Source organism: Cupriavidus sp. HE11, from assembly GCF_056097175.1.
The window spans coordinates 443,354-466,658 of the sequence record NZ_CP184466.1 but is presented as its reverse complement, the minus strand read 5'-3'; the positions used below and the strand labels follow the sequence as shown (position 1 = coordinate 466,658).

Here is a 23,305-nt window from a genome sequence, read left to right as displayed (position 1 = left end):
TCGCGCCAGCGCCGCAGCTCCCCCTTCCTCTTCCAATTGGGCGACGAGTTGGCGCTGAAGAACGATCTTGGCCGAGACCTCACGAATGTATCGATCAGCGATCACAAGTGACCGAAAAGTAATTTTCGCGTCCATACAATTCCTCCAAATAGCATGGATTTTTTCAAAATAATATCGAGGCGGCAGTTCTGCGAACTAGGGTTATTACTGATCCAATCTGCGGGACTTTTCAGGAGGGCGGCTGGCATGCGCAGCGCAATCGGCGGTCGGTGAAATCAGATCTTTTCCTACACCGCTCGCTTATCCAAGTGGCTACGCTGCAAAAAATAGGAGGGAGATAGAAGTTGGCCCCGGACATTTTTCAGCACTTGCTCGCGACGGAGCGGTACGTCCTGGATGTGTCGCGAGAAGCGGAACGGCAGAGGCACTACATAGCGAAGCTGGAATCACGCGGAGGGGACGCTTCCCGCGCGCGCGTTGATCTAAAAAGCATGCGGCAAGCGCTGGCAGCATTGCGAACGGAGCGCGATCAGTCAATCAACGCGATACGCGAGATGAACAGCGCATGGAACGTCACAATTCCATCATTGCGTGACAGAGTTGAGGCAGGCGCATCGACTACCTGAGTATCGGGTGTAGGACAGACACCTACCCCGAAAGGGTGCTCCCAGGCCTAGCCGAAATCGAGCAGCATTGCCACGCTGGAAACAGCACCTTTAATCCTAAATCGTTTGCCGCGGCGCCCCTGCGCTGCGGCATTTTTTTGGTGCGCCCGGCAGGGCGCACCCACTCGAGGGTGAAAGTCCCTTACACACCCGGCAAGGGGAAGTGTTAGCCAGAGGCAAGGGTTCCCCGGGTGACTGGGGGTCTGAAGGAAGCTCGAGGCAAAGCGCTGGCCTGACGAACAGGAAGCGGATATGAGGCGACGCATTGGGGTAAGGCAGCCAAAAAGGCCAAAGCCCAGTACTTGCACGGAATGATGCGGCGTATATCCGACAGGCATAAGCGTGAAGGTGGGTGCGTCATACCCGGGGAGATCTGCATCGCTGCCATGAGTGCTACCGACATCGAGAGGTGTAGGGATGGCGGTGCAGAAGTCAGCAAAGGCCATAGTAGGTGGGCGGTTTGCCATTGAAGGGCCGAACACGAACGAGCGTGATTAGGACGACAGACCTCGATACTTACCGACGAAGCCCAAATGCACGAACGAGTGCAGCCCACAGCGGAGGAAGGCGGGCGGAACCTGCCTGGGGCCGATGGGGGTGCGGAGGCTGGTACGGCGGCTGTCGGGCAAACGAAAGCGCAGGCGCCATCGCTGATGGAAGCGGTGGTCGAGAGAAGCAACATGTGGCTGGCGTACCGGAGGGTGGTCAGCAACGGCGGCGCGGCCGGGGTGGATGCCCTGGAGGTGACGGCGTTGCGGGGCTGGCTGAAGGAGAGCTGGCCGAGCGTCAGGGCGGCGTTGCTGGCCGGTCAGTACATCCCGCAGGCGGTGCGTGCGGTGGACATCCCCAAGCCTGCGGGCGGGGTGAGGACACTGGGCACCCGACGGTGGTGGACCGGCTGATCCAGCAGGCGCTGCTGCAAGTTCTCCAACCGATCTACGAACCGGGGTTCTCCGAGTCGAGCTACGGCTTCAGGCCGGGGCGCAGCGCTCAGCAGGCGGTCTTGCAGGCACAGCGGTACGTGCAGGAGGGCCGGCGCTGGGTGGTGGACATCGACTTGGAGAAGTTCTTCGACCGGGTCAACCACGACATCCTGATGTCGCGGGTGGCGCGGCAAGTGAAGGACCCCCGGGTGCTCAAGCTGATCCGGCGGTATCTGGAAGCGGGGCTGATGCGCGGCGGGGTGGTTGAGGCAAGGGGGCAGGGCACGCCGCAAGGTGGGCCGCTGTCGCCATTGCTCTCGAACATCCTACTGACGGATTGGGACCGCGCATATCACCGAAGGCCGAAATAACATCCGCCGGCAGATTCGCTTTATCAGGCAACTACGCCTGGAGGGAATTGGCACGCGGCCCGCCGAAGCATTGCTGCGCGCCTTGCGCCAGACAGTGGCCTCTTTGCAACAACAGCGCACCATCTTGCGTCGCAAGGCAGCCAGCACTCAGTACGACAGAGTTCGCAGCGCTCAGGCACGCACTTAGCCAGTCCGTCGGTTGTGATCTATTCCGTCTCCCCAACGGAATGGTATAGCGCTGAAGTGAATGGGACAGAGGTGGTTTAGCTTGCGCCATTTACTAAATTACCGACATCATCATGTTGTGCTTAGGACACATAGCCGAGATGTGGGAGTGAATTATGAATACGTCAATCAGGCCCCTAGTTGTGGTCTATTCTGTTCCCCCTGAGGAATGGTATATCGCCGAGATCAATGGAGGCGAAGTCCTTCAGCTTGGGCCATTTGACTCACAAGCTGCGATGGATGACCTGCTACCGAATCTTTACCCGACAGAATGTACCGTGGAGCTACCAGCACAGCCTGCGAAGCTAAATGATGAGGCCGTTACAATTCTCGGCAACGCTGCACTACGCGCTGCCTTGAAACAGACCATGGGCACCTAGTCAATCCGAATCGACTGTAGGCGCCTCAGGGCGTCTCGGTCATGCCGCGCTCGCAGCGGTGAGTAAATGCGTGTGCGCGGCTCTCCCGAGACGGTGTGCGTCCTGTTCCGCCCGTTGAAAATGTGCTGCCTATGCGTACGCTTCGAAAGCAGGTTGGGACCCGGCTTGCGCCTTGCGCGCCTCACCAGTCCCTGGAGCGGCCCCTAACACTTGCCGTCCTCGATCCGGCGAAGAAGATGGCTGGTGCGGCGTTGGCGATATTGCTCGCAGCTCTACGAATGCAATCTAGGGCGGCATGCCGGCAGCCCGGTTATGGTTGTCCGCCCAGCGGCCGCAAATCACGGCCCTACGGCGTTGCCGGCCTACTAACGCTGCTTGGCCCTATTCTCAAAGTACTCCAGGATCTGCCGCTGGGTCACCTCGCCCGCCATGCCGTGGTCGATTTCGTCGAAGTACTTGAATACGTTAGGCATGCCGGCCCGAGCTTCGGCGCGGTCCAGTTTGCCATTATGGTTCTTGTCGGCGGCGCTGAAGCGCTCGACAAAGCTGCGGGTGGCTTCCGTGTCATCCTTCGGCGGCTCAGCAAATACCGGTCCTGAGAGTGCCGTCACCGCGAGAATCCAGGAGAACACCCGCATGATCGGCTCCTTCGCCGCTCGCGCGGCGACGTGAGTTGCGCTGAAAAAGATCCACCCGGGTCGAGGGGCGCTAACCGGTCGACCAGCACCCTCGTTGGGGCGCCACGAATGGGCGCGCAGTCTCAACTTAAGAGATATGCCGCGCTCCAGCGTACCACGGGAAGTGGGGGCGCCCACCAAACCGTGCGAGTGGCCTCACGGCTTGATTCGTCCAGATCCACGGCATTACTGTCCGCTCATGGCCGGGCTGAGGCAGCGCCACTGGCAATGCGTTCGCCGGACACTGGTCGTTGAGCGAGGGCGGACGAGACCTCGACTATTCAAATTGGATGGCGGGCTCCGTCGCGCCGTACGGTGAATGGGGCGGCTCAGGGGAATTGTCTTGATGGGCCGGCATCGCCTGTTCGTACTGAAGCCTTCTGGTGATCGTTGCAGACGCCGCTGCGGCCGCCATAGCGGCGATTTGTCAGCGGCTGGCCGGCGTCGGACCGATCCTGGTCTGCCGCTTTCGCGCGTGCCGGTGGGGCGTCGTGCTCCTCACGCAAGGTGCTGAAGGGTCAACGGGCGGGATGCAGCCGTCGCGCGTACATCTGACGATGGCAAGGAGATTTTTACTGCCCGGTACGGCTCCGGCCCCGCAGGTAACGGGCGTGACGCGTGCACGAGGCTGCCCAGAAACTACTTGCAGTGGCGCCCCGCGCGGCATCGGGGCAGACCCTCGGCGTGCTTATACTCACCGGGCACGGCCGTTGCGAGCAATGTGCAGATCCTTCATACACCCATATTGGGAGGCCAGGCATGAGATCCAGTAAGCTGATGGCGTTGAGTGCGGCCGCGCTCTGGATTGGCGCCGCGTATGCACAGACGGGAACAGGCGTTGGCGGGACCGGGACCGCAGGCGGCACCAGTACCATGGACAGTTCCACGTCGCCCGGCGCGAGCACGATGCCCGGCGGCACGGGTTCCGGCTCGACCGGCAATCGGGCCGGCCAGCGGGGCCGCACGAATTCGTCGGGAACCACGACCGCGCGGCCAGGCACTGGCCCCACGTACGGCAGCAACTATGGCAGTGCGACGCCAACGCCGGGCATGCCTGGAACGACGACACCGGTAGTCCCTGGAACGCCGGGAATGCCCGGCACGTCGGGCATGAATCCCGGTGACGGTCGTGCCGATGTGCCGACCGGCATGCCGCCGGGAACGGGCATGACTCCGGGCGGACGCATGCCGGGTAGCACATCAGGCAGCGGCACGACGGGGACTGGCGGAACCGGTACCATGGGCGGCGGTACGGCCGGTGGTGGCGCTCGATAACGCGTCATGGAGAACGCAATCATGAACCGGTTTCAGGACAAGGTGGTGATCGTGACCGGCGCGGGCTCCGGCATCGGGGCCGGGGCCGCGCGCAGGTTCTCGGCGGAGGGGGCGGCAGTCGTGCTGGCGGGCCGTACCCGCACCAAGCTCGACCGCGTGGCCACCGATCTGCCTCAGGACCGCACCCTCGTTCACGTGACTGATGTGAGCCAGCTCGACCAAGTCGAGGCGCTGGTGCAGGCCGCGGTGGATCGCTTCGGCAAGCTCGACGTGATGGTCAACAACGCCGGTGTGGCGTCGGAAGGCCGCGCGACCGAGGCCAGTGTCGACGATTGGCACGCGGTCATGGCGACGGATCTGGACGGCGTCTTCTTCGGCGCACGGGCGGCGTTGCCGCACCTGATTCGCACCAAGGGCTGCATCGTCAATACCGCCTCGGTGTCGGGACTCGGCGCGGACTGGAAGCTATGCTTTTATAACGCCGCCAAGGGCGGCGTGGTGAACCTGACGCGTGCGCTGGCACTGGACTATGGTCGCGACGGCGTGCGCATCAACTCGGTATGCCCGACGCTGACGCGCACGGATCTGACCACGGACATGTTCAAGGATGAGGCGCTGCTCGACAAGTTTCGCGACCGTATTGCACTGGGACGCACTGCGGAGCCTGACGATATCGCCGGGGCGATTGCCTTCCTGGCCAGCGATGACGCACGCTTCGTCACGGGCGTGAACCTGCCGGTGGATGGGGGCCTGAGCGCATCGAACGGCCAGCCGCCGCAGTAGCGCCGGGGCAGACCAGACATGACGCGACCAGACACCGACAAGGATGACAGCAAAGGAGCCGACGCTGCGCAGGACGTCCGCGGAGGGCAGGTTATCGAACAGATGCCTCGCGACGTATTCCGCCAGCGGTTTCGGGAGCATGACGATCTCGACAGGCCGTCGCGCGTGCTGCTGGTGGTCGGCGGGGCCCGCAACGATTACACCTGTCCGGGGGAAATGTCGAAGTCCTGGCGCCTAGCGGGCATCGCCCGGGCGCGCCTGGAGGCGCTGGGCATGACGGTCGATACGCTCGACCCGAGCCTGCTGGCATCCGATCATGATCTCCATATCCACCCCTGCAAGGGGTGCGTACGAGACCGCAAGCAGCGGCAGAACGAGCCGGGCTATGGCGGCGCCGGCTACTTCGGCAGCAGCGACAGCGGCGGCCAATCGTTCAATGGCGCCCAGCGCCTGTATCTGGGCGACCCCGGATATCGCGCCCATCCCACGCAGCCCGTGAACTCCGCCCGCATCGGCACAGGCGGCTATCCTGGCCCTTAGGACTATCAACGCGCCGACGACCGCATTCGGGACGATATCTGCGAGCGGCTAACGCTGCACGATGGCATCGACGTGTCCGAGGTCTCGGTTGAGGTGGAAGCTGGCATCGTGACGCTGTCCGGCACGGTCGAGGACCGCTACCAGAAGCGCCTGATCGAGGATATGGCGGATGCCGTCTTCGGCGTGCAAGACGTCGAAAACCATATCCGCGTACAACGCCGCGACTATCTCAATGACCGTGCCACGACGGACCAGTCGGAACGCACGCTCTCAGCCATTGGCGGATCCTAGATAGCGCAGACAAAGGGAATTGGCGCCGGCGTCCAGTGTGGACTACGCTGCCATATTGGCTTCAATGATCATCTACGGCCCCGCTCGCCCATGGCTCCGCCATCACATACGTCCGTGCAGCGTCGAAACGCCTTTGGCCTGCGCGGCCTGTGCACCATGGCCGTATTGTGCGTCGCCACCAGCGCGGCATCGGCGCCGCTGTCGTTCATCGATCCGGAGGATGGCCAATTCGACGCCAGCGACTACCTGCTCAAGCACAAGGGCGCGCTACCGGTGCCGATCGTCATCACGGAGCCGGCCGTTGGCTATGGGGCGGGACTCGGGTTGCTGTTTTTCTCGGAGTCGTTGGAGGAGGCACGATCCAACGAAAACGGCCCGGCGCCGCCCAACATCACGTTCGTCGGCAGCCTCCTTACGCAGAATGGCACGTGGGGCGCCTTCCTCGGACACTTCCATACATGGGATGGTGATCGGTACCGCTACCTCGGCGGGCTCGCCAAGGTCGACGCCCAATTGGACTACTTCGGCGTCCTCAACCAGCCGCGCGCTTACGAGCTGAGCGGCGCGGGGACTGTCCAGCAGTTTCTCGCACGCATAGGCGACAGCCGCTGGTATGTTGGCCCCCGCTACGTCTACTTCGATGCCACCACGACGTTCCGGCATGGGAGCAGCGCGCCCGAGCTAGGCGACATTTCGCGTGGTCAGCGCATCGGCATGGGCGCGATCGTGATCGACTACGACTCACGCGACAACATCTTTTACGCGAGTCGCGGGACGTACGCCGAACTCGAACTCCAGTTCGCCCGGCCCGGCCTCGGCAGTTCAGACAGCTTCGACCTGTACAACCTGCGCGGCTACCACTGGATGCCGATCGGCAACACGTTCGTGCTAGGCCTGAGGGGGGACAGCCGCATGTCGAGCGGCCAGACGCCGTTCTACGCACAGCCCTATGTCGATCTTCGCGGCGTGCAAAAAGGCCGCTACCAGGACCGCAATGCGCTGGTGGCAGAGGCCGAACTGCGCTGGAACGTCACTCCGCGCTGGAGCGTGCTGGGCTTCAGCGGGGTGGGCAAGGCATACGGCCACTGGAACAGTTTCAGCGACGCCCAGAACGTGGTCAGCGTTGGCGCCGGCTTTCGGTACTTGGTCGCCCGCAAGCTGGGCGTGGCGGTCGGGATCGACGTGGCCCACAGCAAGGATCAGAACGCCTTTTACATCCAGGTTGGCAGCGCTTGGCGCTAGCTAGGGCGGTTCTTCCCGGCGAAACCGTGTTCGCCGGTGACGTCGGTTTGAATGGCTGCTTGTTGAGTGGAACTGCCGCACGAATGTCCACGTGGTGCGTCAAACGAAGGTCCCTTTATGGCCGGCAAGCGCCCGCCTGCCGGCCAGAAGTATGGTTAGACTTCAGTTTGCTCAGCAATCTCCAAGGCGTCATCTACCTCAATTCCCAGATACCGGACGGTACTCTCGAGCTTTGTATGCCCGAGGAGCAGTTGGACAGCTCTCAGGTTTCTGGTCCGTCTATAGATTAGCGAGACCTTGGTTCGCCGGATTGAATGCGTCCCATAAGCGGAAGTGTCAAGGCCGATTGACGCTATCCAGCGATGGACCAACCGGGCATATTGTCGGGTCGACAGATGGGGCGACGAGCGCAAACGACTGGGGAACAAGAAGTCGCCACAGCTCAATCCCCGTGCGCGTATCCAGGCCTGGAGGCATTCCCGAGTCTGTCCAGTAATCTCAAATTGCACGGGTCGATGCGTCTTCTGTTGCATGACCGTCGCACGCATGCCAACTTGGCTTCCTACGCTGACATCTTGTACGCGGAGACGAATCAAATCGCAAGCGCGCAGCTTGCTGTCGATGGCGAGGTTGAACAACGCCAAGTCTCTCGTGCTAGCGGTGAGCTGAAGGCGCGTACGGATTGCCCAAATCTCGGACAGCTTCAGAGGAGGCTTTTGCCCCGTTAGTCTTCCCTTGTTCCACGGGGCACGGCGGCTTACAGATGGTTGGGAGGTAGTCATGACTCACTCCTGGAGTGGATGGGAGCCCATTCTGCGCCTGTGCCGGAACCTCTCAAGTGGCGGGCGCTAGTCCCACTCCGCTTCCGAAACCAACTCCGCTGACACGACGCCTTCGACGCTCATCTGGTAGAGCTTCCGATAGCACAGTGGACATGGCGCCCAGTCCAAGGCCTGGTTGCCTCCAATCTCGAAGTGCAGTTCGCGGATCCGGACGGTGACGCCGCATTTGCAGACGAGAATTTGGGTATGGTCATCCATCGCGTATCTCCATGGCAGAAAAGGGGATTACAGCATGTGACGGCCGGAGATCTCCATGGATCAGCGAGTTGCCAATCTTTCTCAGGATGCGCGCGAGGGCACAGCAGGCTCCGAAGAGCGCAAGCATAGGACCAACATTTTCGTGCGGGGGCAGTTTCGGATCTTGCCGATTCACTGATTGCCGAGATTCAATCGCCGAGCTTCTGTCCGGGACAGAGGTGGGTCTTGATGAGTCGGCGGTGACCGCCTATTCCCGCCAGCCAGCAACTGCGCTCCCAGAGGCAGGACACCGCCGCAGAGCGGTCGTTCGAAAGCAAGCGAACCGTGGCTTATGCAGCGGCGGCTGCCGTGCGCCTCTGTCCGTGCAGAAGAAATAGCGTGAGGATCGAGGCGAATCCAAGAGCCGACGACACCCAGAGCGCCCTAGCGCCCAAGGAATCGAGCAGCATGCCGAAGAGCTACGGCGCCATTGCTTGGGCGACGCGGGCCGGCACCATTAACAAGCCCTGACGGTGGCCATACCCGCCCGGCCCGAAAATAACCAGCGGCAGCGTGCCCTTGGCAATCGTGAGAATGCCGTTGCCCGCCCCGTGTAGGACGCCAAACAGGGCCGCCGCGGGCGCCCCGGCCACACCGAACGCCAATGCGCCAATGGGATGCAGCGCCGCCGCGATCCGCGCCGACAGCAAGGGGTGGACCTTGCGCAGCAGGCCGAACTCCAGGATCCGGGCACCGACTTGCGCCGGTCCGATCAGCGCGCCCATCATCACGGCCATGGCCAACGACGCCCCACCCGCCTGCAGCAGCCGCGGAAGGTGTGCGGCCATCGCTGTGCTGATCAACCAGGTCGCCGCGAAAACGAAGGTCAGCGCATAGGAAGCCGTCCGCTGCGAACGCTCGTCACCCGGGTGCGGCCGATCACTACGCGTTGATGGCACGGCTTCGCTGGGCGCATTCGCTCCGGCTGCCATCCGCGGCATGCTCAGGTTCAGGGCCAGCCCAAGCGTGAGATGCAGCGCCGACCAGGACAGGCAGGCACCGCGCCACCCGATGTGCGCCTCCATGTAGGTCGAGAGCGGCCAGCCGACCGTGCTGGCGAAGCCGGCGAGTAGTGTGATGCCGGTGATCGCGCCGCGCGAACGGTGGCCGTACAGCGCTACCAGCGTGGCGAACGCCGCTTCGTAGAGCCCGGCGCCCATGCCGATACCCAGGATCACCCAGGCGGCGAAGAGGCCCACGGCGCCCTGTGCCAGGCTAAGCCCGGCGAGTCCGATAGCAAACACAAGGCTTGTGGCCACGAGCACCGATCGTCCACCCGTGCGATCGATCATGCGGCCAGCAGCGGGCCCCAGCAATGCGGACACCACCAGTGCGACGCTGAAGGCAGCAAAGATCGTCGGCGTGGAGACACCAAGATCCTTGGCCATGGGCGTTGCGAGCATGGCGGGCAGGTAGTAGGTCGAACCCCAGGCCAGCGTCTGGGCAATCCCCAGCCTGGCGATCACGCTACTGCTCGGCTCCATGGCCATCCCGTTCCTGGTTATTCCACTTCGCTGCTGTCGGTGTCGCCGGTCTGGGCCTCGTTCTCGTGCTGCATGGCCGCCGCTGCCAGCGTCGTCGCGTTGGCGGGCGCGGCTTCCTTGCGCTCGCTGTAGCGGTCCGTCAGGTAGTCGCTGCGGTCACGCACCAGCAGCGTGAACTTGACGAGCTCTTCCATGACGTCGACCACGCGGTCGTAGTAAGACGACGGCTTCATGCGGCCGTTGCCGTCGAACTCCTGGTACGCCTTGGCCACCGACGACTGGTTCGGGATGGTCACCATGCGCATCCAGCGGCCCAGCACGCGCAGCGTATTGACGGCGTTGAACGACTGCGAGCCGCCGCACACCTGCATGACGGCCAGCGTGCGGCCTTGGGTCGGGCGAATGCCGCCGAACTCCAGCGGCAGCCAGTCGATCTGGTTCTTGAAGACGGCCGTCAGCGTGCCATGGCGCTCGGGGCTACACCAGACCTGGCCTTCCGACCACTCGGAGAGCTTGCGCAGTTCGACCACCTTGGGGTGATCAGCGGGCACGCTGTCCGCCATCGGCAGGTCGCGCGGGTCGAACACGCGGGTCTCCGCCCCGAAGTGCTGGAGAATCCGTTCGGCTTCCTGCACCAGCAGCCGGCTATAGGAAGTCTCGCGCAGCGAACCGTAGAGCAGCAGGATGCGCGGCGGGTGGGTGCTGACGCGTGGCGGTTCCAGCTTATAGAGGTCAGGCGTATCGAGCAACGCAGGGACGATATTGGGAAGATCCGCGGTCATTGGATTCTCCGCCCTTGCGCGTCGATGACAGGCTCGCCGTCTTCCTTGGTGAAGGCGCCTTGCTGCGGCGCCGGCAGGATGTCCAGCACCAGCTCCGACGGCCGGCACAGGCGCACGCCCAAATCGGTGACGACGAAGGGCCGGTTGATCAGGAGCGGATGGGCCAGCATCGCGTCCAGCAATTGGCCATCGGTCAGCGACGGGTCGGCGAGACCCAGCTCGGCATAGGGCGTGCCCTTCTCGCGGATGGCTTCGCGCACAGTGAGCCCGGCGTCGCGGATCATTGCCTGCAAGGTCTGCCGGTCGGGCGGCGTGCTCAGGTACTCGATGACGGTCGGCTCGATGCCCGCGTTGCGGATCATGGCGAGCGTGTTGCGCGATGTGCCGCAGGCGGGGCTGTGATAGATGGTGACGGTCATGGGGTATCTCAGTGCGATTCGTACCAGTGCTGCGAACGGTTGACCACGCCGACGACGAACAGCATCACGGGGACCTCGATCAGCACGCCGACGACGGTGGCGAGCGCCGCGCCCGACTGGAAACCGAACAGGCTGATGGCCGTGGCCACGGCCAGCTCGAAGAAGTTGCTTGCGCCGATCAGCGCCGATGGGCCCGCCACGCAGTGGGCGACGCCGAGCTTGCGATTGAGCAGGTAGGCCAGGCCGGAGTTCAGCAAGACCTGAATCAGGATCGGCACGGCAAGCAGCAGGATGATCAGCGGCTTCTCGACGATGGCATTGCCCTGAAAGCCGAACAGCAGCACCAGCGTCGCAAGCAGGGAGACGATCGAGTAGGGGGCGAGCGCGCCAACGACGCGCCTGTAGGTGCCGTCGCCCCGCGCCAGCAATGCCCTGCGGATGACCTGCGCGATCAGCACCGGCACCACAATGTAGAGCGCGACCGACGTGATGAGCGTGTCCCACGGCACCGTAATCGACGATAGACCCAGCAGCAGCGCGACGACGGGCGCGAAGGCCACGACCATGATCGCGTCGTTGAGTGCCACCTGCGACAGCGTGAAGTACGGATCGCCCTTGCAGAGCTGGGACCAGACAAACACCATCGCCGTGCAGGGTGCCGCCGCCAGCAGGATCAGGCCGGCGATGTAGCTGTCGAGCTGCTCGGCGGGCAGCCAGCCAGCGAATAGATGGCGCACGAAGATCCAGCCCAGCAACGCCATCGAGAACGGCTTGACCAGCCAGTTCACGAACAGCGTCACGCCGATGCCGCGCCAGTGTCCCGCGACCTGGCCCATGGCACCGAAATCGATCTTGATCAGCATCGGGATGATCATGATCCAGATCAGCACGCCGACCGGCAAGTTCACCTGTGCGACCTCCATGGCGCCAATGGCCTGAAAGACCGGTGGCAGCCATTGGCCGAGCAGGATGCCCGCCACGATGCAGAGCGCCACCCAGACGGTCAGGTAGCGCTCGAAGAAGCCAATCGCGCTGGGCTGCACGGCCCCCGCGGCCCTCTGCGCCGTGCTCATTGCCCGGCCTCCACAGGTTGCTCGCCGATGGCGCGCATCTTCTTATGGATGGCGTGATGGTCCAGTACGTGCAACGGCAGGTTCACGAACTGGCTGACGCGGGTCAGGATCTGACGGAAGACCTGATCGAACACCTTGCGCTTCTCTTCGTCCGAGCCCTGGATGGCGGCGGGGTCCATAAAGCCCCAATGTGCGGTGATGGGCGTGCCCGGCCAGATCGGGCAGACCTCGCCTGCGGCCTGGTCGCATACGGTGATGACGAAATCCATCCTGGGGGCATCGGGCAGGGCGAACTCGTCCCAGCTCTTGCTGCGCAGCCCGGACGTGTCGTAGCCGATCGACTGGCAGCGCTCGATGGCAAAGGGATTGACCGTGCCGGAGGGCTGGCTGCCGGCGCTGTAGGCGTGAAAGCGTCCCTTGCCGAGGACATTGAACAGCGCTTCGGCCATGACGCTGCGGGCGGAGTTGCCGGTGCACAGCACCAGTACGTTGAAAGTCTTGTCGGACATGTTGGTCGTTGGGTGATTGGGCGACGTTCGGGCGAGCGGGTGCCTCCTCGTATGAGGCTCGATGGGGGAGGCGGGTTAGCGAGTACTCAGCAGCAGCCGGATTCCGGCGTGCAGCAGGCGGTCTTGGCGGATGGCTTCGGCGTGACGGTCACCGGGATTGGTACACAGCACGCGGCGGCTTCGGGGGTACGGTCACGCGATTCGCCATACGTCGGCGCACCGCCGAGCGTGTGGAACGACTCCCAGGCGATCCCCGTCGGGTCGACCGACCAATGCTTGTTCGAGGTTGCGTAGCAGCAGTTCGTCTCGGACTGGGACTGCATGGGCAGGTCGGCGCTGGCGAGGCGCGCCTGCATCTCGGCAAGCTCCGCGTCGGTCTCCACCTGGATGCCCAGATGGTCCACCCCCAGCTTCTCCGTGCGATTGGAGATCGCGAAGTTCACGCGCGGGTCGTCCAGAGCCCACTTGGCGTAGTCGTCGCGGACGACGATGGGTTCGGCAGCGAACAGGGCCGAGTAGTAGCGGATGCTGGCCCGCAGATCGGCCACGCTGACATGGACGTGGAAGCGCTTCATGGTTCAGGACTCCGTGGCGACGGAACAGGAGGACACCGGCGAACACGGATTGCCGCCACAGCAGTTCTCCGTGAGATAGCCCAGCAGGGCATTCATGGTCTCGAAGCGCGCCATGTAGATGATCGAGCGGCCCTCCTGGCGGCTGGCCAGCAGACCGGCGCGGTGTAATTCCTTGAGATGGAACGACAGCGAGGACGCCGGCATCTCCATCAGTTCGGCAATGCGGCCAGCCGGCAGGCCTTCGGGGCCGGCCTGCACGAGCAGGCGGAACACAGCCAGGCGGACGGCGTGGGCGAGCGCGGCAAGCGCTTCCAGGGCGTTATCGGTTTCCATGATTCGACTATAGTCGAATCATAAGAGCGTTGCAAGCGTACTGTTGTGACGGTCGGCCTCAGCAGGCGGCTCAGCCGGTCCCATATACGGCGTCTAGTTAGCGAGGTACGTGAGACAGCGAGCAACGTGTCCTGCGTAAAGGTAGCGACCCTCAGCGTGATCTCGCAACGGCTCAAAACCGTAAGAGCAGCCTTTCGAAAATGCGCCCGCAATGGCGGTTGTTGGCCGGGATGCACCCGATCGCCAGCCAGGAACCCATCAGACTTCGGTTTGCTCCGCCATTTCGCGCGCGTCGTCTACCTCGATGCCAAGGATCTCGAACTGCACCGGCCGCTGGGTTCTCTGCTGAATCACCACCGCAAATGGCGCCGGCGATGCGCGCCAGCAGCGCATCGCCAGATAGTGGTATGATCCAAGTTCGATTGCGCTAGTCGACACCGTTCGACGTCACATGCGCCGGCCGCAAAAGATCATCAATAGAAAAGCATCAGCGGCCTGTCGGGTGTACACCCGATTCGTATAGGGCGACAGTCGCCCACAACCATCCGACCGGCGGCACGCCCGCTCCGCAACTCTCGCGCATGTACTAGGCGCACAGCTTGCGCAAGCACGGTCCATCTCACGCCAGTTCCTCCGCTGCGCTGATGCGCAGGCCGTGACACTGACTTCTGCAACGACGAGCGATTACCAGGCAAGTGCGCACAGCCCATACGGGTGGGTGTTGGAGGCTCCCTTGGGATCACACGCGCTTCCGATTAGGAAAATATTTGAAACACGACATCACTTCGTTCACCGTATCCGTGTACCCCATCCAACAAGAGCCTGGCGTATGGTTTGCAAACTACATGATCTCCGAGTACAGGGACGGTGCAGAATGCATCGTTGCAAACGTCTCAATGCGCCACGCTACGCACCACTCCGAGACCAAGGCCAAGCAAGCCGCCCACCGCGCGGGTGAAATCGTCGCCACACGCATGCGCCTGCAACAGGCTGCGCAGCGGCGGGCTGGCGACGCAGCCTGCGGCGTAAAGGGCCCTGCCGCAGACAGGAGCTCCCGTGGCTAAAGAAGAACTTGTGGAATTCGGGGGCCGAATGTCCGAAGTCCCTCCGGGCAATCGCTTCCGAGTGATCCTCGAAAATAGCTTCGAGGTCTGGGCTTACTCGTCGGGGCGGCTCAAGAAGAATCGCATTCGCATCCTCACTGATGACCGCGTCACGCTTGAAATGTCGCCATACGACCTTACGAAGGGTTGGATCAACTATCGTCACAATGCCTGAAGGGCAATAGGCCAGCGGGCATGTCGCTCTGCGCAAACTGTCTCACATTGACGCGTGATACGCCCGGAGCGCCTGGTCATGTTGACCTGGGCATTGTGGATACCCAGCGGCGTAGGATCCCTCGATCCGTTACCGTCACCATTAGTACGTTCCGCTGTTCGCACTGCGGCGCGATCTGGCGTTATCGCGAAGCGAAAGACAATGATCAACAAGGCTGGTCGCTCTTGAAAGGGGCATCGGCAAGCGAAGGCCGCTGACTGCGCCCGACAGGCGGTTTGTAAGCTGACATTCGTCCCTCTTCTCGGCCGACCCGGATACTTCAAGGTCGGGTCGTGGCCTAGTCGCCCAGCTACTGGATCTCCGGACAAGCTTTCTTCCAGTTGAGCCGCTACCCGTCGCCGGTAATGTCTTCCTTGATTTCGATGCTGACAACTCCCGTTTTGCGGTGAAGTCCTCATGCGACCGATGGACGACCGCTTTGCGCAGGCGTATGGGAGGCGCCAGGGAGACTGCTGGCTCAGGTCGAGTGCACCTCAGGCGAGTGGACCGCGCAATAGGTCGATGGTCAACTGACCCCGTTGTACCCCGGCGCGCTCGGCCGCTTCACGCGAACCGTAGGGACTGACATGGTGCAGTAGTCCCGAGAGGCGTGTGTCGCCTGACCCGGCGTGGATACTGACTTCATAGCCCCAAGGGCCGGCCGATGGCGTCGCCTCAGTGCCCTCGATAAAAACGCGCACGCGCATCACGAGACCGCGATAGGTCTGCATGGTCGTATTGATTGCATCGTTCACTTGCCTCTCCGGAAATTTTGGCCGAAGCGGCGGCTGGCCGGCGGCGCCGGAGGTGGCGAGGCAACTTCAGCCTGCGCCCGAAAGAAAAGCAGGGATGTCAGCCGTTGTCCTATACCACGCATGTTTATTTTTTGCGCGGGACATGCATGCGCAAATAAAAGCAGGCGCCGACGGAGAATCAGCGTAGAGTGGGTACCCTACCCAACGGGAGCGTGTCATGGACAATTATCCAGCAGCAAACAGCAAGGGTTTTGACCTGTACCCGCTCGTCTACAAGTACGATCCGCCGCGCGAATGGCATGAGCGACGTCCGGACCGCAGCTACAGCGCCTCGGTCGTGATTTGCCGCGAGGGGATAGCGCCGTCGGCGCAGAGCGGGCGCGTGTTCCAGGTACCGGATGCGCAGTGGGCAGACCTCGGGTCGGCCAAGCGCGCCGCCGTTCAGTACGGGGAAGACATCATCGAAGGGCGGATCACGGGCGGGTCCATCGTCGGCCTGTGAGGCGGGCTGCTGCGCCTGCAATGCGCTATCGTGTCGATGCATGTGTCAAAGCGCGTGTCGGCTCGGCACTTTCAGCACCATGTACGACAATTGATTTCCGTAGCAACAAAAAACCCCACCTCTCTTCTTGGCGGGGTTTCTCAGGCTTTGAGGTGTAGATCAGATTGGTTCAATCTTCGTTGCAGCAGGGCCCTTTTGGCCAACACCGGCGACGTAACGAACCTTTTGGCCCTCCTGGAGCGATTTGAAGCCGTTCCCTTGAACTTCTGAGAAGTGTGCGAACAAATCGTCTCCACCTGCGTCAGGCGTAATGAAGCCAAAACCCTTTGAATCGTTGAACCACTTTACAGTACCGGTTTCCATGTACGGACTCCTTAAAGTTCTCACCGAGCCAGAAATGCTGGCGAGGCATGACGATCAAGGAGAAAACTGGAGAGAAAGTGGCATTGCCGGGGCGAGCACTTAACGCTTCGAGATTACGCTTGAAGATCCTGCACTATCTCTTGTACAGGCATAACTCGTGATCGTCAATGAGTATCGTACGGCAACTGATATATGTACTCGTTGAACGTCATGACTGCCTGGTGTCTGCGGCACATCCCACTTTCCTGAGTGAGTTCGACGCACTCACGGCGGCGTACAAGCGCTAAATGGCCTGGCCCCTCCGATCGTAGTGCGCTCAATACGTGTCAAAGTCCATTAGCAATCGCTGCCGCCCGGTCGTCGTTGATTTGTTCGCTGTCGCTGGCGATAACTTGTTTGCCGGCATTGCGACAAGTAACCCCCTTGCGTGCGATGGCGCATCTTTACGATCTTTGGGTTAAGCCAGCCCATGAATAACGTCGACAGCGAACTTGCCATAGTGCAAGGCCGTCTGCTCCGCTGCTGTACAGGTGTAGTAGTCGTCGTGTTCGTCAAAGGATTCACCAAACATTCGATCATCCCTTTTCGCTGTATATCGGATGGCCATCATGTAGCTCCATTTCGGTCCCGGAGCACTTTCTCGGGAGGGCACGCATGATGCCTAGAATGTCAAAGTATGTATGAACATTCCTCGATACGCATGGCAACACCAATGGATTCGTTCGTGCATAGTGGACGCTTATTGTCATCGCATATCTTGGGTCAATATTTTTACCGTAACCGCACAGACGATTACCAGCAAGGATGTGGAATAGCTGATAGCACGAAGCCAAAAAATCCTCCTGCCTGGTGACCCGCTTCGTCGTTGGCACCATTCAAAGAAGTGCGAGAGGACAAGAAAAATAACGCTGCAGGAGTAAATTGCTACCACACCTTTTCCCCGAGATTGAACGGCAGACCCGCTGCAGTAGGCTAGTCAGCCATGCTGGCGCAGGAACGAAATAGGCAGAAGCTAGGATTGGATCGTCGGCAAGTGAATTTCCACACCTCGCATTCGATACGCAGGTATGGAACTCGCATGCGACCAGGGGTGTGCTTGTCTCCTCGCTGTCTTACAGCAACCTGTGCCTTGCAAAGTGTGGCGCAGCGAGAAGATCAAGGAGACTGCGTTGAAGAGGAGCGGCCCGTGGAAAATATTGACGGACGATTCCAAGTGTCGTGGCTACTTGAAGATCCTGCTGTGTTAGTTATATGGGAAGTTAGTTATATGGGACGACGCAGCCACAGTCAATGAAACTCTTTCAGTCTCTTTGCTGCAGTCTGGTCGGTCGTTTTTGATCGTAAGCGCTTCTAGTCAAGTATCACGCGCAGACTGGGGGCTGTCTCCAGTAGCCGTCGTTCTACAGGAGGAGAGACACTGCATAAGTCTGGACGCCTCCGCGTTGTCAAGGTTCTTGAGAGCAAAGGTCCGACCGTAGACTCGTAGCGTGGAGAGCATTTTTTCGCCAAGGAACAGTCTCAATGGAGACTGTTCCTTGGCGCGCAGCGGGTGGCGTATTGCGGTATAGGTGCGGCCGCACAATGCTGGTCTGGCCCGAGCTGTCAATTCTTGTGTCGATAGTTAATGCGCCCCTTTGTAAGGTCGTATGGCGACATTTCGAGTGTGACGCGATCACCGGCAAGCACACGTATGCGGTTCTTTTTGAGGCGTCCCGACGCATACGCCCAGATCTCCACGCCGTTCTCCAGAGTTACGCGAAAGCGATTGTCCGGCAAGACTTCCGATACTCTGCCGCCAAACTCTATTAGTTCTTCCTTGGCCAAAAACTCTCCTTTTTCTTCGTTGATTGCGTGCGTAAGCGCGAGGATGAGCTACGCGTTTTTCCCGAGACGGCACTTTCGCCGGCATCGTGCGCTCAGCTTGCTTTGCGTTGGCTTCGGAGCCGTGGGTTGCGTGGCCCATCGGCAAGTTCGCCACGACCCGCTCAGTACCGTGCCGGTATTCCGAGATCATGTAGGTTGCAAACCTGATGCCGGATTCTTGGTGTTAGATGTCAATGCTGGCACCGCGTATCTAGACGGGTGAGCATTAGAGGAGCGGATGGGACCGTGCTTGCGCAAATCTGGCGCCTCGTACATGCGCTACAGATGCGGAGCGGACGTGCCGCCGGTCGGAAGGTGGTGAGCGGTGTCGCCCAAGAAGATTCGGGTGTACACCCGGAAGGCCGCGATGTGTATTGTGATGTCTTTGCGGCTCGCACTTGGATCGTTGACGGTTGCCTGCGAGTACCAAGGAGTTTGAAGTATATCAGCTTCATGCGCCCGCCATCGATAGCGGCATTGGTGGGCAACCATATAGCTCAAGGCAACGGCGTCTGATGACACGATGGTATCCTCCAAGGTACCACGGCGCGCGCGCGTGGCACCGCGCACCTCGAATAGGTCGGCGAAGTCGGCCGCAAAACTAATGTCGATGCGCAGTCGCCGGGGGATTCGTCGAAGCTGTGTACTACCAGTCGTTCGTAGCACGTACCATTCCACAAGAACCTGGTGCGTCGTATGTGGATCAGATCGCGTTCCATCCGCAAATTGCCGTCGTGGTCCGACAAGTCCGGATTGGTCAGATCGCACGTCAACGCAGAATTGTCGTCGCTCAGTGTGGAAGACAACAGCATAGGACGAGCGCCATCGATGCTCAATTGCAGAAACGAGAGATGGCGGGTGTCGAGGTGGTAAAGCCCCTCCGGGCTTCCGGCCGAGCCAATAGCATCGCCATTGTGATCGAACAAACCGAAGGTGTCGCCATGCTTGAGTGTTCGCGGCCGACGCTCCTGCAGGGAGGAGTTGGTAGCAATATAGAACTGGGTGACATGAGGTGAGCCTACGACCAGCATCGCATCTCCGCTTGGAGGAAACGGATCGAGCGGCATGGCACCCCCGGTTAGGCAAACTCGAGCTCGTCGGGCTCGTCGCGTGGGACGGCGCGCGTGTGGCGGCGAGCCAGATTTTGGTAGATCCACACGTAGTCGCGCGCCATGCGTTCCACGGTAAAGCGCGCATCGAATGCGGCGCGTACGCCCGCACGTGGCAACTCGGTAATCCGCTGCACGGCGGCGACGGCGTCATCGACGGTTTCGACGACGTAGCCGCTCACGCCGGGGTCAATGACCTCGCATACCGATCCGCACCGGAATGCGACTACCGGGGTGCCGCACGCCATGGCCTCGATCATGACCAGGCCGAACGGCTCCGGCCACGCTATGGGGAACAGGAGGGCCGTAGCGTTGCCCAGGAACTCGGATTTCTCATCCTCACCGATCTCGCCGATGTACTCGCATCCGGGACTTTGCGCCAGCAGTGGCTGCACAATACCCTCCCAGTAGGCCCGGTCGACCTCATCAATCTTGGCGGCAAGCCTAAGTGGAAGTCCTGTTCGTACGGCAATGTTGATGGCATGATCCGGGCGCTTCTCTGGCGAAATGCGCCCGAGGAATGCGAGATAACCGCCGACAGACTTCGCGCGGTAGGCCAGCAACCCGGCAGGCAAACCGTGCAGGACCGTGCCGGCCCAATTGACGGCAGGCATGGGGGCTCGCTGAGCGGTCGAGACAGACACAAGGGGAAATTGCGCGAAGCGCGTGTAGAACGGAAGAAGATCCGCGAGGTCCAGTCGTCCATGCAATGTCGTGATAACGCGGGGTAGCAGATGCCGCAACGACGGATAATGCAACATGTCAATATGAAAATACAGCACATCGAACTCGCACGCCCGTACCAGTACGTCGTCGAGCATCAGCATGTAATAGGGCAACGGGTCGCGCATCTGCGCGCCGAGACGCAAAGCGACTTCGCAACTCGGAATCAGCCGGCGGATTCAACCGGTCGATGCAACACCTAGAATCTGTGTGAGCAGTGGAGGTGTTGCAAATGAAGCAGAGGCCGAGGATCTATTATTCCGAGACGCAGAAGGCACTCATGTGGGATCGCTGGCGCAAGGGTGACACGATCCATGAGATCGCCAGGCTATTTGATCGCGGGCACTCTTCAGTCCAGAGGATCTTGTCGGACGCGGGAGGCATTCGACCAGCACAACGCCATCGCGCCGCGCGAGCGTTGACGTTTGCCGAGCGTGAGGAGATATCGCGCTCGCTGGCGTTAGGGCTTTCGATTCGGGCCATTGCATCGCGGCTGAATCGCGCTCCGTCTACCATTAGCCGTGAGCTGGAGCGCAATGGGGGGCGGCAGAGCTATCGCGCGAGCCAGGCCGACGCACTGGCCTGGGAGCGAGCGCGTCGCCCGAAGCTTTGTAAGCTTGTCAGGAACCGGGTGCTGGCGCGGGTCGTCGCCGGCAAGCTGAGGCTGCAGTGGTCTCCCGAGCAGATTGCGGGCTGGCTCAAGCATGTCTATGCGGTCAACAAGGACTACCAGGTGTCACACGAGGCGATCTATCGTAGCCTTTACATTCAGGCGCGTGGCGCTTTGAAGAAGGAGTTGCTGGAGCATTTGCGGCGCTCGAGAGTCATGCGTCGGTCGCGCCAGTACACAATGAAGACTGAGGGACGCACCAACATCGCGGACGCCATCTCGATCAGTGAACGTCCTGCCACGGCCGAAGATCGTGCGATACCAGGGCACTGGGAGGGCGACCTGCTATTCGGCGACGCTAACAGCCAAATCGCAACGCTGGTTGAACGCCAGAGCCGGTTCGTGATGCTGGTGAAGACGGCTGGCAAGGATTCTGAGGCCGTGGTCAATGCGCTGATCAAGCACGTCAGGAAGCTGCCGCAGGAGCTCTACAAATCGCTGACCTGGGATCGGGGCACAGAAATGGCCCGGGCACAAGCGCTTCACTGTGGCGACAAATATTCAAGTCTATTTCTGCGACCCTCAGCATCCCTGGCAACGCGGTTCGAATGAAAACATGAATGGACTGCTGAGGCAGTATTTTCCGAAGGGCACCAACCTCTCAGCATATTCGCAAGCGAAACTCAACGCCGTAGCCCGGCGACTAAACGAGCGCCCTCGCAAGACGTTGAACTTCGATACGCCGGCTGAAAGGTTTCACCAGTACGTTGCATCGACCGGTTGAATCCGCACCTGGCTGTAGTCACTGAGTCGCCGCTAGCGAACAACGTCACATTGTGACCCTGGCGCACCAGTTCTTCCGTTAAATAGGAAACGATGCGCTCAGTGCCACCGTATAGACTCGGTGGGCACCACTCCGCCAGCGGAGCAATCTGTGCAATTCTCATTACTTCCCCCTGATCTGACAGCGATCTGCACAAGCAAGGTAACCAAGGCCAGGCCAGGTTCGAGGAAGCGAGGACGATCAACGGGTGGCAAGCACCTGCGTAGCATTAGCCTTCTACCACAGTAGCTCAATACGGATTGAAATTCGCCTTGTAGTTTCATGAATGGATGTTTCGTCGGACAAGGAAGCTAGCGCCGACGTGATGTGGCGAATCTACTGGGGTACTGGTCGAACAGTCAAAAATCCCGCGAGACGGCGCGCTGAGGCGGCCTCGTTCTTGCGGTGTAATGTCGGAAAATTGTATCGGCCAACTGGGCTTCGCTATTGCTCCTGGAGCCTCTACGGCCGTCGAGTCCGACGAAGGGCGACGACGGTCGGCGAACCTCTGACTGCGTCATACGAGGATTGGAATGCCGCCATGGAAATTGAGGGGATGAAAGGCGAAGCGCGCTAATGCCGGTTACCAGGTGGAGATGGCGCTTGTCGTTGCGAGCGGCAGGTCGATCCCGGCAGCCGGGTCAGATATAGGTTGGATCGCGATAAAGGGCCGCTTCGATTCGACCTTGCCGAATATGGCGGCAAACGGAATGTCGGCAGCATCCCGTCCGGTGCCAATGCGCAGCAGGCCAGTGGGAATGGACACCCCCGAAGGATCGAGGAGGTACCACCCGCCTGAAAGGAACACCTCGACCACCGCGTGAAAGTCCGGCGCGCCCAACGCAGGATCGGCGCCATAGTCCACGCTGCTGGACATACGGGCCGGAATACTCAGTGCCCGGCAGATTGCGATCATCAGATGGGAAAAGTCGCGGCATACGCCGGTGCGCTCGACAATCGTATCGATCGCCGAGGTCCGCTCATTAGTGGATCGCGAAAGAAAGCGCACATGGTTGCGCACCCACTCCCGAATCGCATACACGCGCGAATAACCCGGGCGCATGCGGCCAAACTCGCGCATGGCGAACTCCATCATGCGGTCGGATTCGCAATACCGGCTCGGCGCCAGGTACGAAAGTACATCGAAGGGGAGTTTGGAGGCGGGTACCTCCGTTAGCGACATGCAGTCGTCCAGACGGTGATCGATGTCTACTACAGTTTCATAGTGGATGGCCAGCGGGCCCTTGTTCGCACGTAGCCTGAGCAGGCGGTTGCAGAGCGGATCCGTGTAGCGAGCGACGTCAACCGGTGGTGTGAGCGCCAGACGCTCGGAGACAACAGTCTGTCTTGCGGTCTTTGCAGCTTCGATAATCAACAGAAAGTCTCCTGTGGGATCCAGGATCTCATAAGACAAGTTCACTGAGTACTGAAGGCGGTTCATTTCTGAGCTTATGCGACATGGAGGTAGAGACGATGTCTGCCTCTTAGAACGGCTCTGACCCATCCAATTTAGTGTAGCGCCAGAAGTGAGTGAGCGGTCCGTGATAGCGGGCACCGCAGAGTTGCGTGGTGTACCGCCTGCGTGCCCAATTTGTAAGGGGGTTAGGACGTGGT

Annotated in this window: 22 protein-coding genes and 6 pseudogenes; 10 read left to right on the top strand and 18 right to left on the bottom strand. The window is 61.1% G+C overall.

Translation table 11 applies throughout. The features are described 5' to 3' along the window. Positions 1-1,177: 1,177 nt before the first annotated feature. Positions 1,178-1,950 (top strand): annotated as a pseudogene (locus tag ACOABP_RS30035) (reverse transcriptase domain-containing protein); the annotation flags it as partial. 979 nt (positions 1,951-2,929) lie between these two features. On the opposite strand, the gene ACOABP_RS30030 reads toward ACOABP_RS30035, so the two are convergent. Next, positions 2,930-3,202, bottom strand: coding sequence for an EF-hand domain-containing protein (locus tag ACOABP_RS30030; RefSeq protein ID WP_474230711.1), 273 nt, complete (start codon positions 3,200-3,202; stop codon positions 2,930-2,932). Between the two features lie 1,335 nt (positions 3,203-4,537). Between ACOABP_RS30030 and budC the strand changes: the two genes are divergently transcribed. From budC to ACOABP_RS30010, 4 genes and pseudogenes are all read left to right on the top strand, one after another. Beyond that, entirely contained in the window at positions 4,538-5,299 is a 762-nt protein-coding gene (gene budC, locus ACOABP_RS30025) for a meso-2,3-butanediol dehydrogenase (RefSeq protein WP_474230710.1), read from the top strand. Positions 5,300-5,317: 18 nt separating this feature from the next. Continuing rightward, a pseudogene (locus ACOABP_RS30020) lies at positions 5,318-5,650 on the top strand (NADPH-dependent FMN reductase); the annotation flags it as partial. Positions 5,651-5,911: 261 nt separating this feature from the next. Continuing rightward, on the top strand, positions 5,912-6,130 hold the full coding sequence (locus ACOABP_RS30015) for a BON domain-containing protein (RefSeq protein ID WP_474230708.1): 219 nt from the start codon (positions 5,912-5,914) through the stop codon (positions 6,128-6,130). A gap of 156 nt (positions 6,131-6,286) precedes the next feature. Then, entirely contained in the window at positions 6,287-7,372 is a 1,086-nt protein-coding gene (locus ACOABP_RS30010) for a BamA/TamA family outer membrane protein (RefSeq protein ID WP_474231360.1), read from the top strand. A 155-nt stretch (positions 7,373-7,527) separates the two neighbouring features. On the opposite strand, the gene ACOABP_RS30005 is transcribed toward ACOABP_RS30010, so the two are convergent. The 10 genes and pseudogenes from ACOABP_RS30005 to ACOABP_RS29960 all read right to left on the bottom strand — a co-directional run bounded on the left by ACOABP_RS30005 (position 7,528) and on the right by ACOABP_RS29960 (position 14,064). Continuing rightward, a complete protein-coding gene (locus ACOABP_RS30005; protein ID WP_474230707.1) occupies positions 7,528-8,154 on the bottom strand; it encodes a tyrosine-type recombinase/integrase in 627 nt (208 codons plus the stop codon). Between the two features lie 66 nt (positions 8,155-8,220). Then, positions 8,221-8,412 (bottom strand): hypothetical protein, encoded by a 192-nt coding sequence (locus ACOABP_RS30000; protein ID WP_029051498.1) that lies wholly within the window; start codon positions 8,410-8,412, stop codon positions 8,221-8,223. A 329-nt stretch (positions 8,413-8,741) separates the two neighbouring features. Next, positions 8,742-9,935: pseudogene (locus tag ACOABP_RS29995) on the bottom strand (MFS transporter). A 17-nt stretch (positions 9,936-9,952) separates the two neighbouring features. Then, positions 9,953-10,717: an arsenical resistance protein ArsH gene (gene arsH / locus ACOABP_RS29990; protein WP_474230706.1), complete on the bottom strand. Its 765-nt coding sequence runs from the start codon at positions 10,715-10,717 to the stop codon at positions 9,953-9,955. Then, entirely contained in the window at positions 10,714-11,136 is a 423-nt protein-coding gene (gene arsC, locus ACOABP_RS29985) for an arsenate reductase (glutaredoxin) (RefSeq protein ID WP_474230705.1), read from the bottom strand. The genes arsH and arsC overlap by 4 nt, the downstream gene beginning before the upstream one ends. An 8-nt stretch (positions 11,137-11,144) precedes the next feature. After that, positions 11,145-12,209: an ACR3 family arsenite efflux transporter gene (gene arsB / locus ACOABP_RS29980; RefSeq protein WP_474230704.1), complete on the bottom strand. Its 1,065-nt coding sequence runs from the start codon at positions 12,207-12,209 to the stop codon at positions 11,145-11,147. Further along, complete coding sequence (locus tag ACOABP_RS29975; protein ID WP_474230703.1) at positions 12,206-12,718, bottom strand: arsenate reductase ArsC; 513 nt, start codon at positions 12,716-12,718, stop codon at positions 12,206-12,208. Before ACOABP_RS29975 ends, arsB begins: the two co-directional genes overlap by 4 nt. Positions 12,719-12,804: 86 nt before the next feature. Further along, positions 12,805-13,293: an ArsI/CadI family heavy metal resistance metalloenzyme gene (locus tag ACOABP_RS29970; protein WP_066736527.1), complete on the bottom strand. Its 489-nt coding sequence runs from the start codon at positions 13,291-13,293 to the stop codon at positions 12,805-12,807. 3 nt (positions 13,294-13,296) lie between these two features. After that, positions 13,297-13,626: an ArsR/SmtB family transcription factor gene (locus ACOABP_RS29965; RefSeq protein ID WP_029051503.1), complete on the bottom strand. Its 330-nt coding sequence runs from the start codon at positions 13,624-13,626 to the stop codon at positions 13,297-13,299. Positions 13,627-13,884: 258 nt separating this feature from the next. After that, positions 13,885-14,064 carry a hypothetical protein gene (locus ACOABP_RS29960; RefSeq protein WP_474230702.1) on the bottom strand — a complete coding sequence of 60 codons (180 nt, stop codon included), beginning with the start codon at positions 14,062-14,064 and terminating at the stop codon, positions 13,885-13,887. 329 nt (positions 14,065-14,393) lie between these two features. Between ACOABP_RS29960 and ACOABP_RS29955 the strand changes: the two genes are divergently transcribed. Both ACOABP_RS29955 and infA (ACOABP_RS29950) read left to right on the top strand, forming a co-directional pair. Continuing rightward, the gene (locus ACOABP_RS29955; protein WP_474230701.1) at positions 14,394-14,690 is read left to right on the top strand and encodes an isochorismatase; all 297 of its coding nucleotides are present in this window, start codon (positions 14,394-14,396) and stop codon (positions 14,688-14,690) included. After that, entirely contained in the window at positions 14,683-14,904 is a 222-nt protein-coding gene (infA, locus tag ACOABP_RS29950; protein ID WP_474230699.1) for a translation initiation factor IF-1, read from the top strand. The genes ACOABP_RS29955 and infA (ACOABP_RS29950) overlap by 8 nt, the downstream gene beginning before the upstream one ends. Positions 14,905-15,437: 533 nt before the next feature. Here infA (ACOABP_RS29950) and ACOABP_RS29945 read toward each other — a convergent pair. Further along, the gene (locus tag ACOABP_RS29945; RefSeq protein ID WP_474230698.1) at positions 15,438-15,698 is read right to left on the bottom strand and encodes a hypothetical protein; all 261 of its coding nucleotides are present in this window, start codon (positions 15,696-15,698) and stop codon (positions 15,438-15,440) included. 217 nt (positions 15,699-15,915) lie between these two features. Between ACOABP_RS29945 and ACOABP_RS29940 the strand changes: the two genes are divergently transcribed. Then, on the top strand, positions 15,916-16,200 hold the full coding sequence (locus ACOABP_RS29940) for a hypothetical protein (RefSeq protein WP_474230696.1): 285 nt from the start codon (positions 15,916-15,918) through the stop codon (positions 16,198-16,200). A gap of 159 nt (positions 16,201-16,359) precedes the next feature. On the opposite strand, the gene ACOABP_RS29935 is transcribed toward ACOABP_RS29940, so the two are convergent. From ACOABP_RS29935 to ACOABP_RS29920, 4 genes and pseudogenes are all read right to left on the bottom strand, one after another. Next, entirely contained in the window at positions 16,360-16,563 is a 204-nt protein-coding gene (locus tag ACOABP_RS29935; protein ID WP_008646235.1) for a cold-shock protein, read from the bottom strand. A 1,602-nt stretch (positions 16,564-18,165) separates the two neighbouring features. After that, complete coding sequence (gene infA, locus ACOABP_RS29930) at positions 18,166-18,387, bottom strand: translation initiation factor IF-1 (RefSeq protein ID WP_474230694.1); 222 nt, start codon at positions 18,385-18,387, stop codon at positions 18,166-18,168. Positions 18,388-18,918: 531 nt separating this feature from the next. Further along, a pseudogene (locus ACOABP_RS29925) lies at positions 18,919-19,457 on the bottom strand (glycogen debranching N-terminal domain-containing protein); the annotation flags it as partial. 47 nt (positions 19,458-19,504) lie between these two features. Further along, positions 19,505-20,428 (bottom strand): annotated as a pseudogene (locus ACOABP_RS29920) (glycosyltransferase family 4 protein); the annotation flags it as partial. 62 nt (positions 20,429-20,490) lie between these two features. On the opposite strand from ACOABP_RS29920, the gene ACOABP_RS29915 reads away from it, so the two are divergent. Next, positions 20,491-21,480 (top strand): IS30 family transposase, encoded by a 990-nt coding sequence (locus tag ACOABP_RS29915; RefSeq protein WP_474230693.1) that lies wholly within the window; start codon positions 20,491-20,493, stop codon positions 21,478-21,480. A gap of 4 nt (positions 21,481-21,484) precedes the next feature. Beyond that, on the top strand, positions 21,485-21,652 hold the full coding sequence (locus ACOABP_RS29910) for a transposase (protein WP_474230692.1): 168 nt from the start codon (positions 21,485-21,487) through the stop codon (positions 21,650-21,652). A 7-nt stretch (positions 21,653-21,659) separates the two neighbouring features. Here ACOABP_RS29910 and ACOABP_RS29905 read toward each other — a convergent pair. Both ACOABP_RS29905 and ACOABP_RS29900 read right to left on the bottom strand, forming a co-directional pair. Next, positions 21,660-21,815, bottom strand: a pseudogene (locus tag ACOABP_RS29905) (glycosyltransferase family 4 protein); the annotation flags it as partial. 459 nt (positions 21,816-22,274) lie between these two features. Then, positions 22,275-23,132, bottom strand: coding sequence for a transglutaminase-like domain-containing protein (locus tag ACOABP_RS29900; RefSeq protein ID WP_474230691.1), 858 nt, complete (start codon positions 23,130-23,132; stop codon positions 22,275-22,277). Between the last annotated feature and the right edge of the window lie 173 nt (positions 23,133-23,305).

Excerpts from the sequence above, each read along its gene's own strand:
- arsH (WP_474230706.1), bottom strand. The coding sequence starts at position 10,717 with ATGACCGCGGATCTTCCCAATATCGTCCCTGCGTTGCTCGATACGCCT.
- ACOABP_RS29935 (WP_008646235.1), bottom strand. The coding sequence starts at position 16,563 with ATGGAAACCGGTACTGTAAAGTGGTTCAACGATTCAAAGGGTTTTGGC.
- ACOABP_RS29915 (WP_474230693.1), top strand. The coding sequence starts at position 20,491 with ATGAAGCAGAGGCCGAGGATCTATTATTCCGAGACGCAGAAGGCACTC.
- ACOABP_RS29975 (WP_474230703.1), bottom strand. The coding sequence starts at position 12,718 with ATGTCCGACAAGACTTTCAACGTACTGGTGCTGTGCACCGGCAACTCC.
- arsC (WP_474230705.1), bottom strand. The coding sequence starts at position 11,136 with ATGACCGTCACCATCTATCACAGCCCCGCCTGCGGCACATCGCGCAAC.
- ACOABP_RS30005 (WP_474230707.1), bottom strand. The coding sequence starts at position 8,154 with ATGACTACCTCCCAACCATCTGTAAGCCGCCGTGCCCCGTGGAACAAG.
- ACOABP_RS30010 (WP_474231360.1), top strand. The coding sequence starts at position 6,287 with ATGGCCGTATTGTGCGTCGCCACCAGCGCGGCATCGGCGCCGCTGTCG.
- ACOABP_RS29910 (WP_474230692.1), top strand. The coding sequence starts at position 21,485 with ATGAATGGACTGCTGAGGCAGTATTTTCCGAAGGGCACCAACCTCTCA.
- ACOABP_RS29970 (WP_066736527.1), bottom strand. The coding sequence starts at position 13,293 with ATGAAGCGCTTCCACGTCCATGTCAGCGTGGCCGATCTGCGGGCCAGC.
- ACOABP_RS29940 (WP_474230696.1), top strand. The coding sequence starts at position 15,916 with ATGGACAATTATCCAGCAGCAAACAGCAAGGGTTTTGACCTGTACCCG.
- ACOABP_RS30000 (WP_029051498.1), bottom strand. The coding sequence starts at position 8,412 with ATGGATGACCATACCCAAATTCTCGTCTGCAAATGCGGCGTCACCGTC.
- arsB (WP_474230704.1), bottom strand. The coding sequence starts at position 12,209 with ATGAGCACGGCGCAGAGGGCCGCGGGGGCCGTGCAGCCCAGCGCGATT.
- ACOABP_RS30030 (WP_474230711.1), bottom strand. The coding sequence starts at position 3,202 with ATGCGGGTGTTCTCCTGGATTCTCGCGGTGACGGCACTCTCAGGACCG.
- ACOABP_RS29965 (WP_029051503.1), bottom strand. The coding sequence starts at position 13,626 with ATGGAAACCGATAACGCCCTGGAAGCGCTTGCCGCGCTCGCCCACGCC.
- budC (WP_474230710.1), top strand. The coding sequence starts at position 4,538 with ATGAACCGGTTTCAGGACAAGGTGGTGATCGTGACCGGCGCGGGCTCC.
- ACOABP_RS29900 (WP_474230691.1), bottom strand. The coding sequence starts at position 23,132 with ATGAACCGCCTTCAGTACTCAGTGAACTTGTCTTATGAGATCCTGGAT.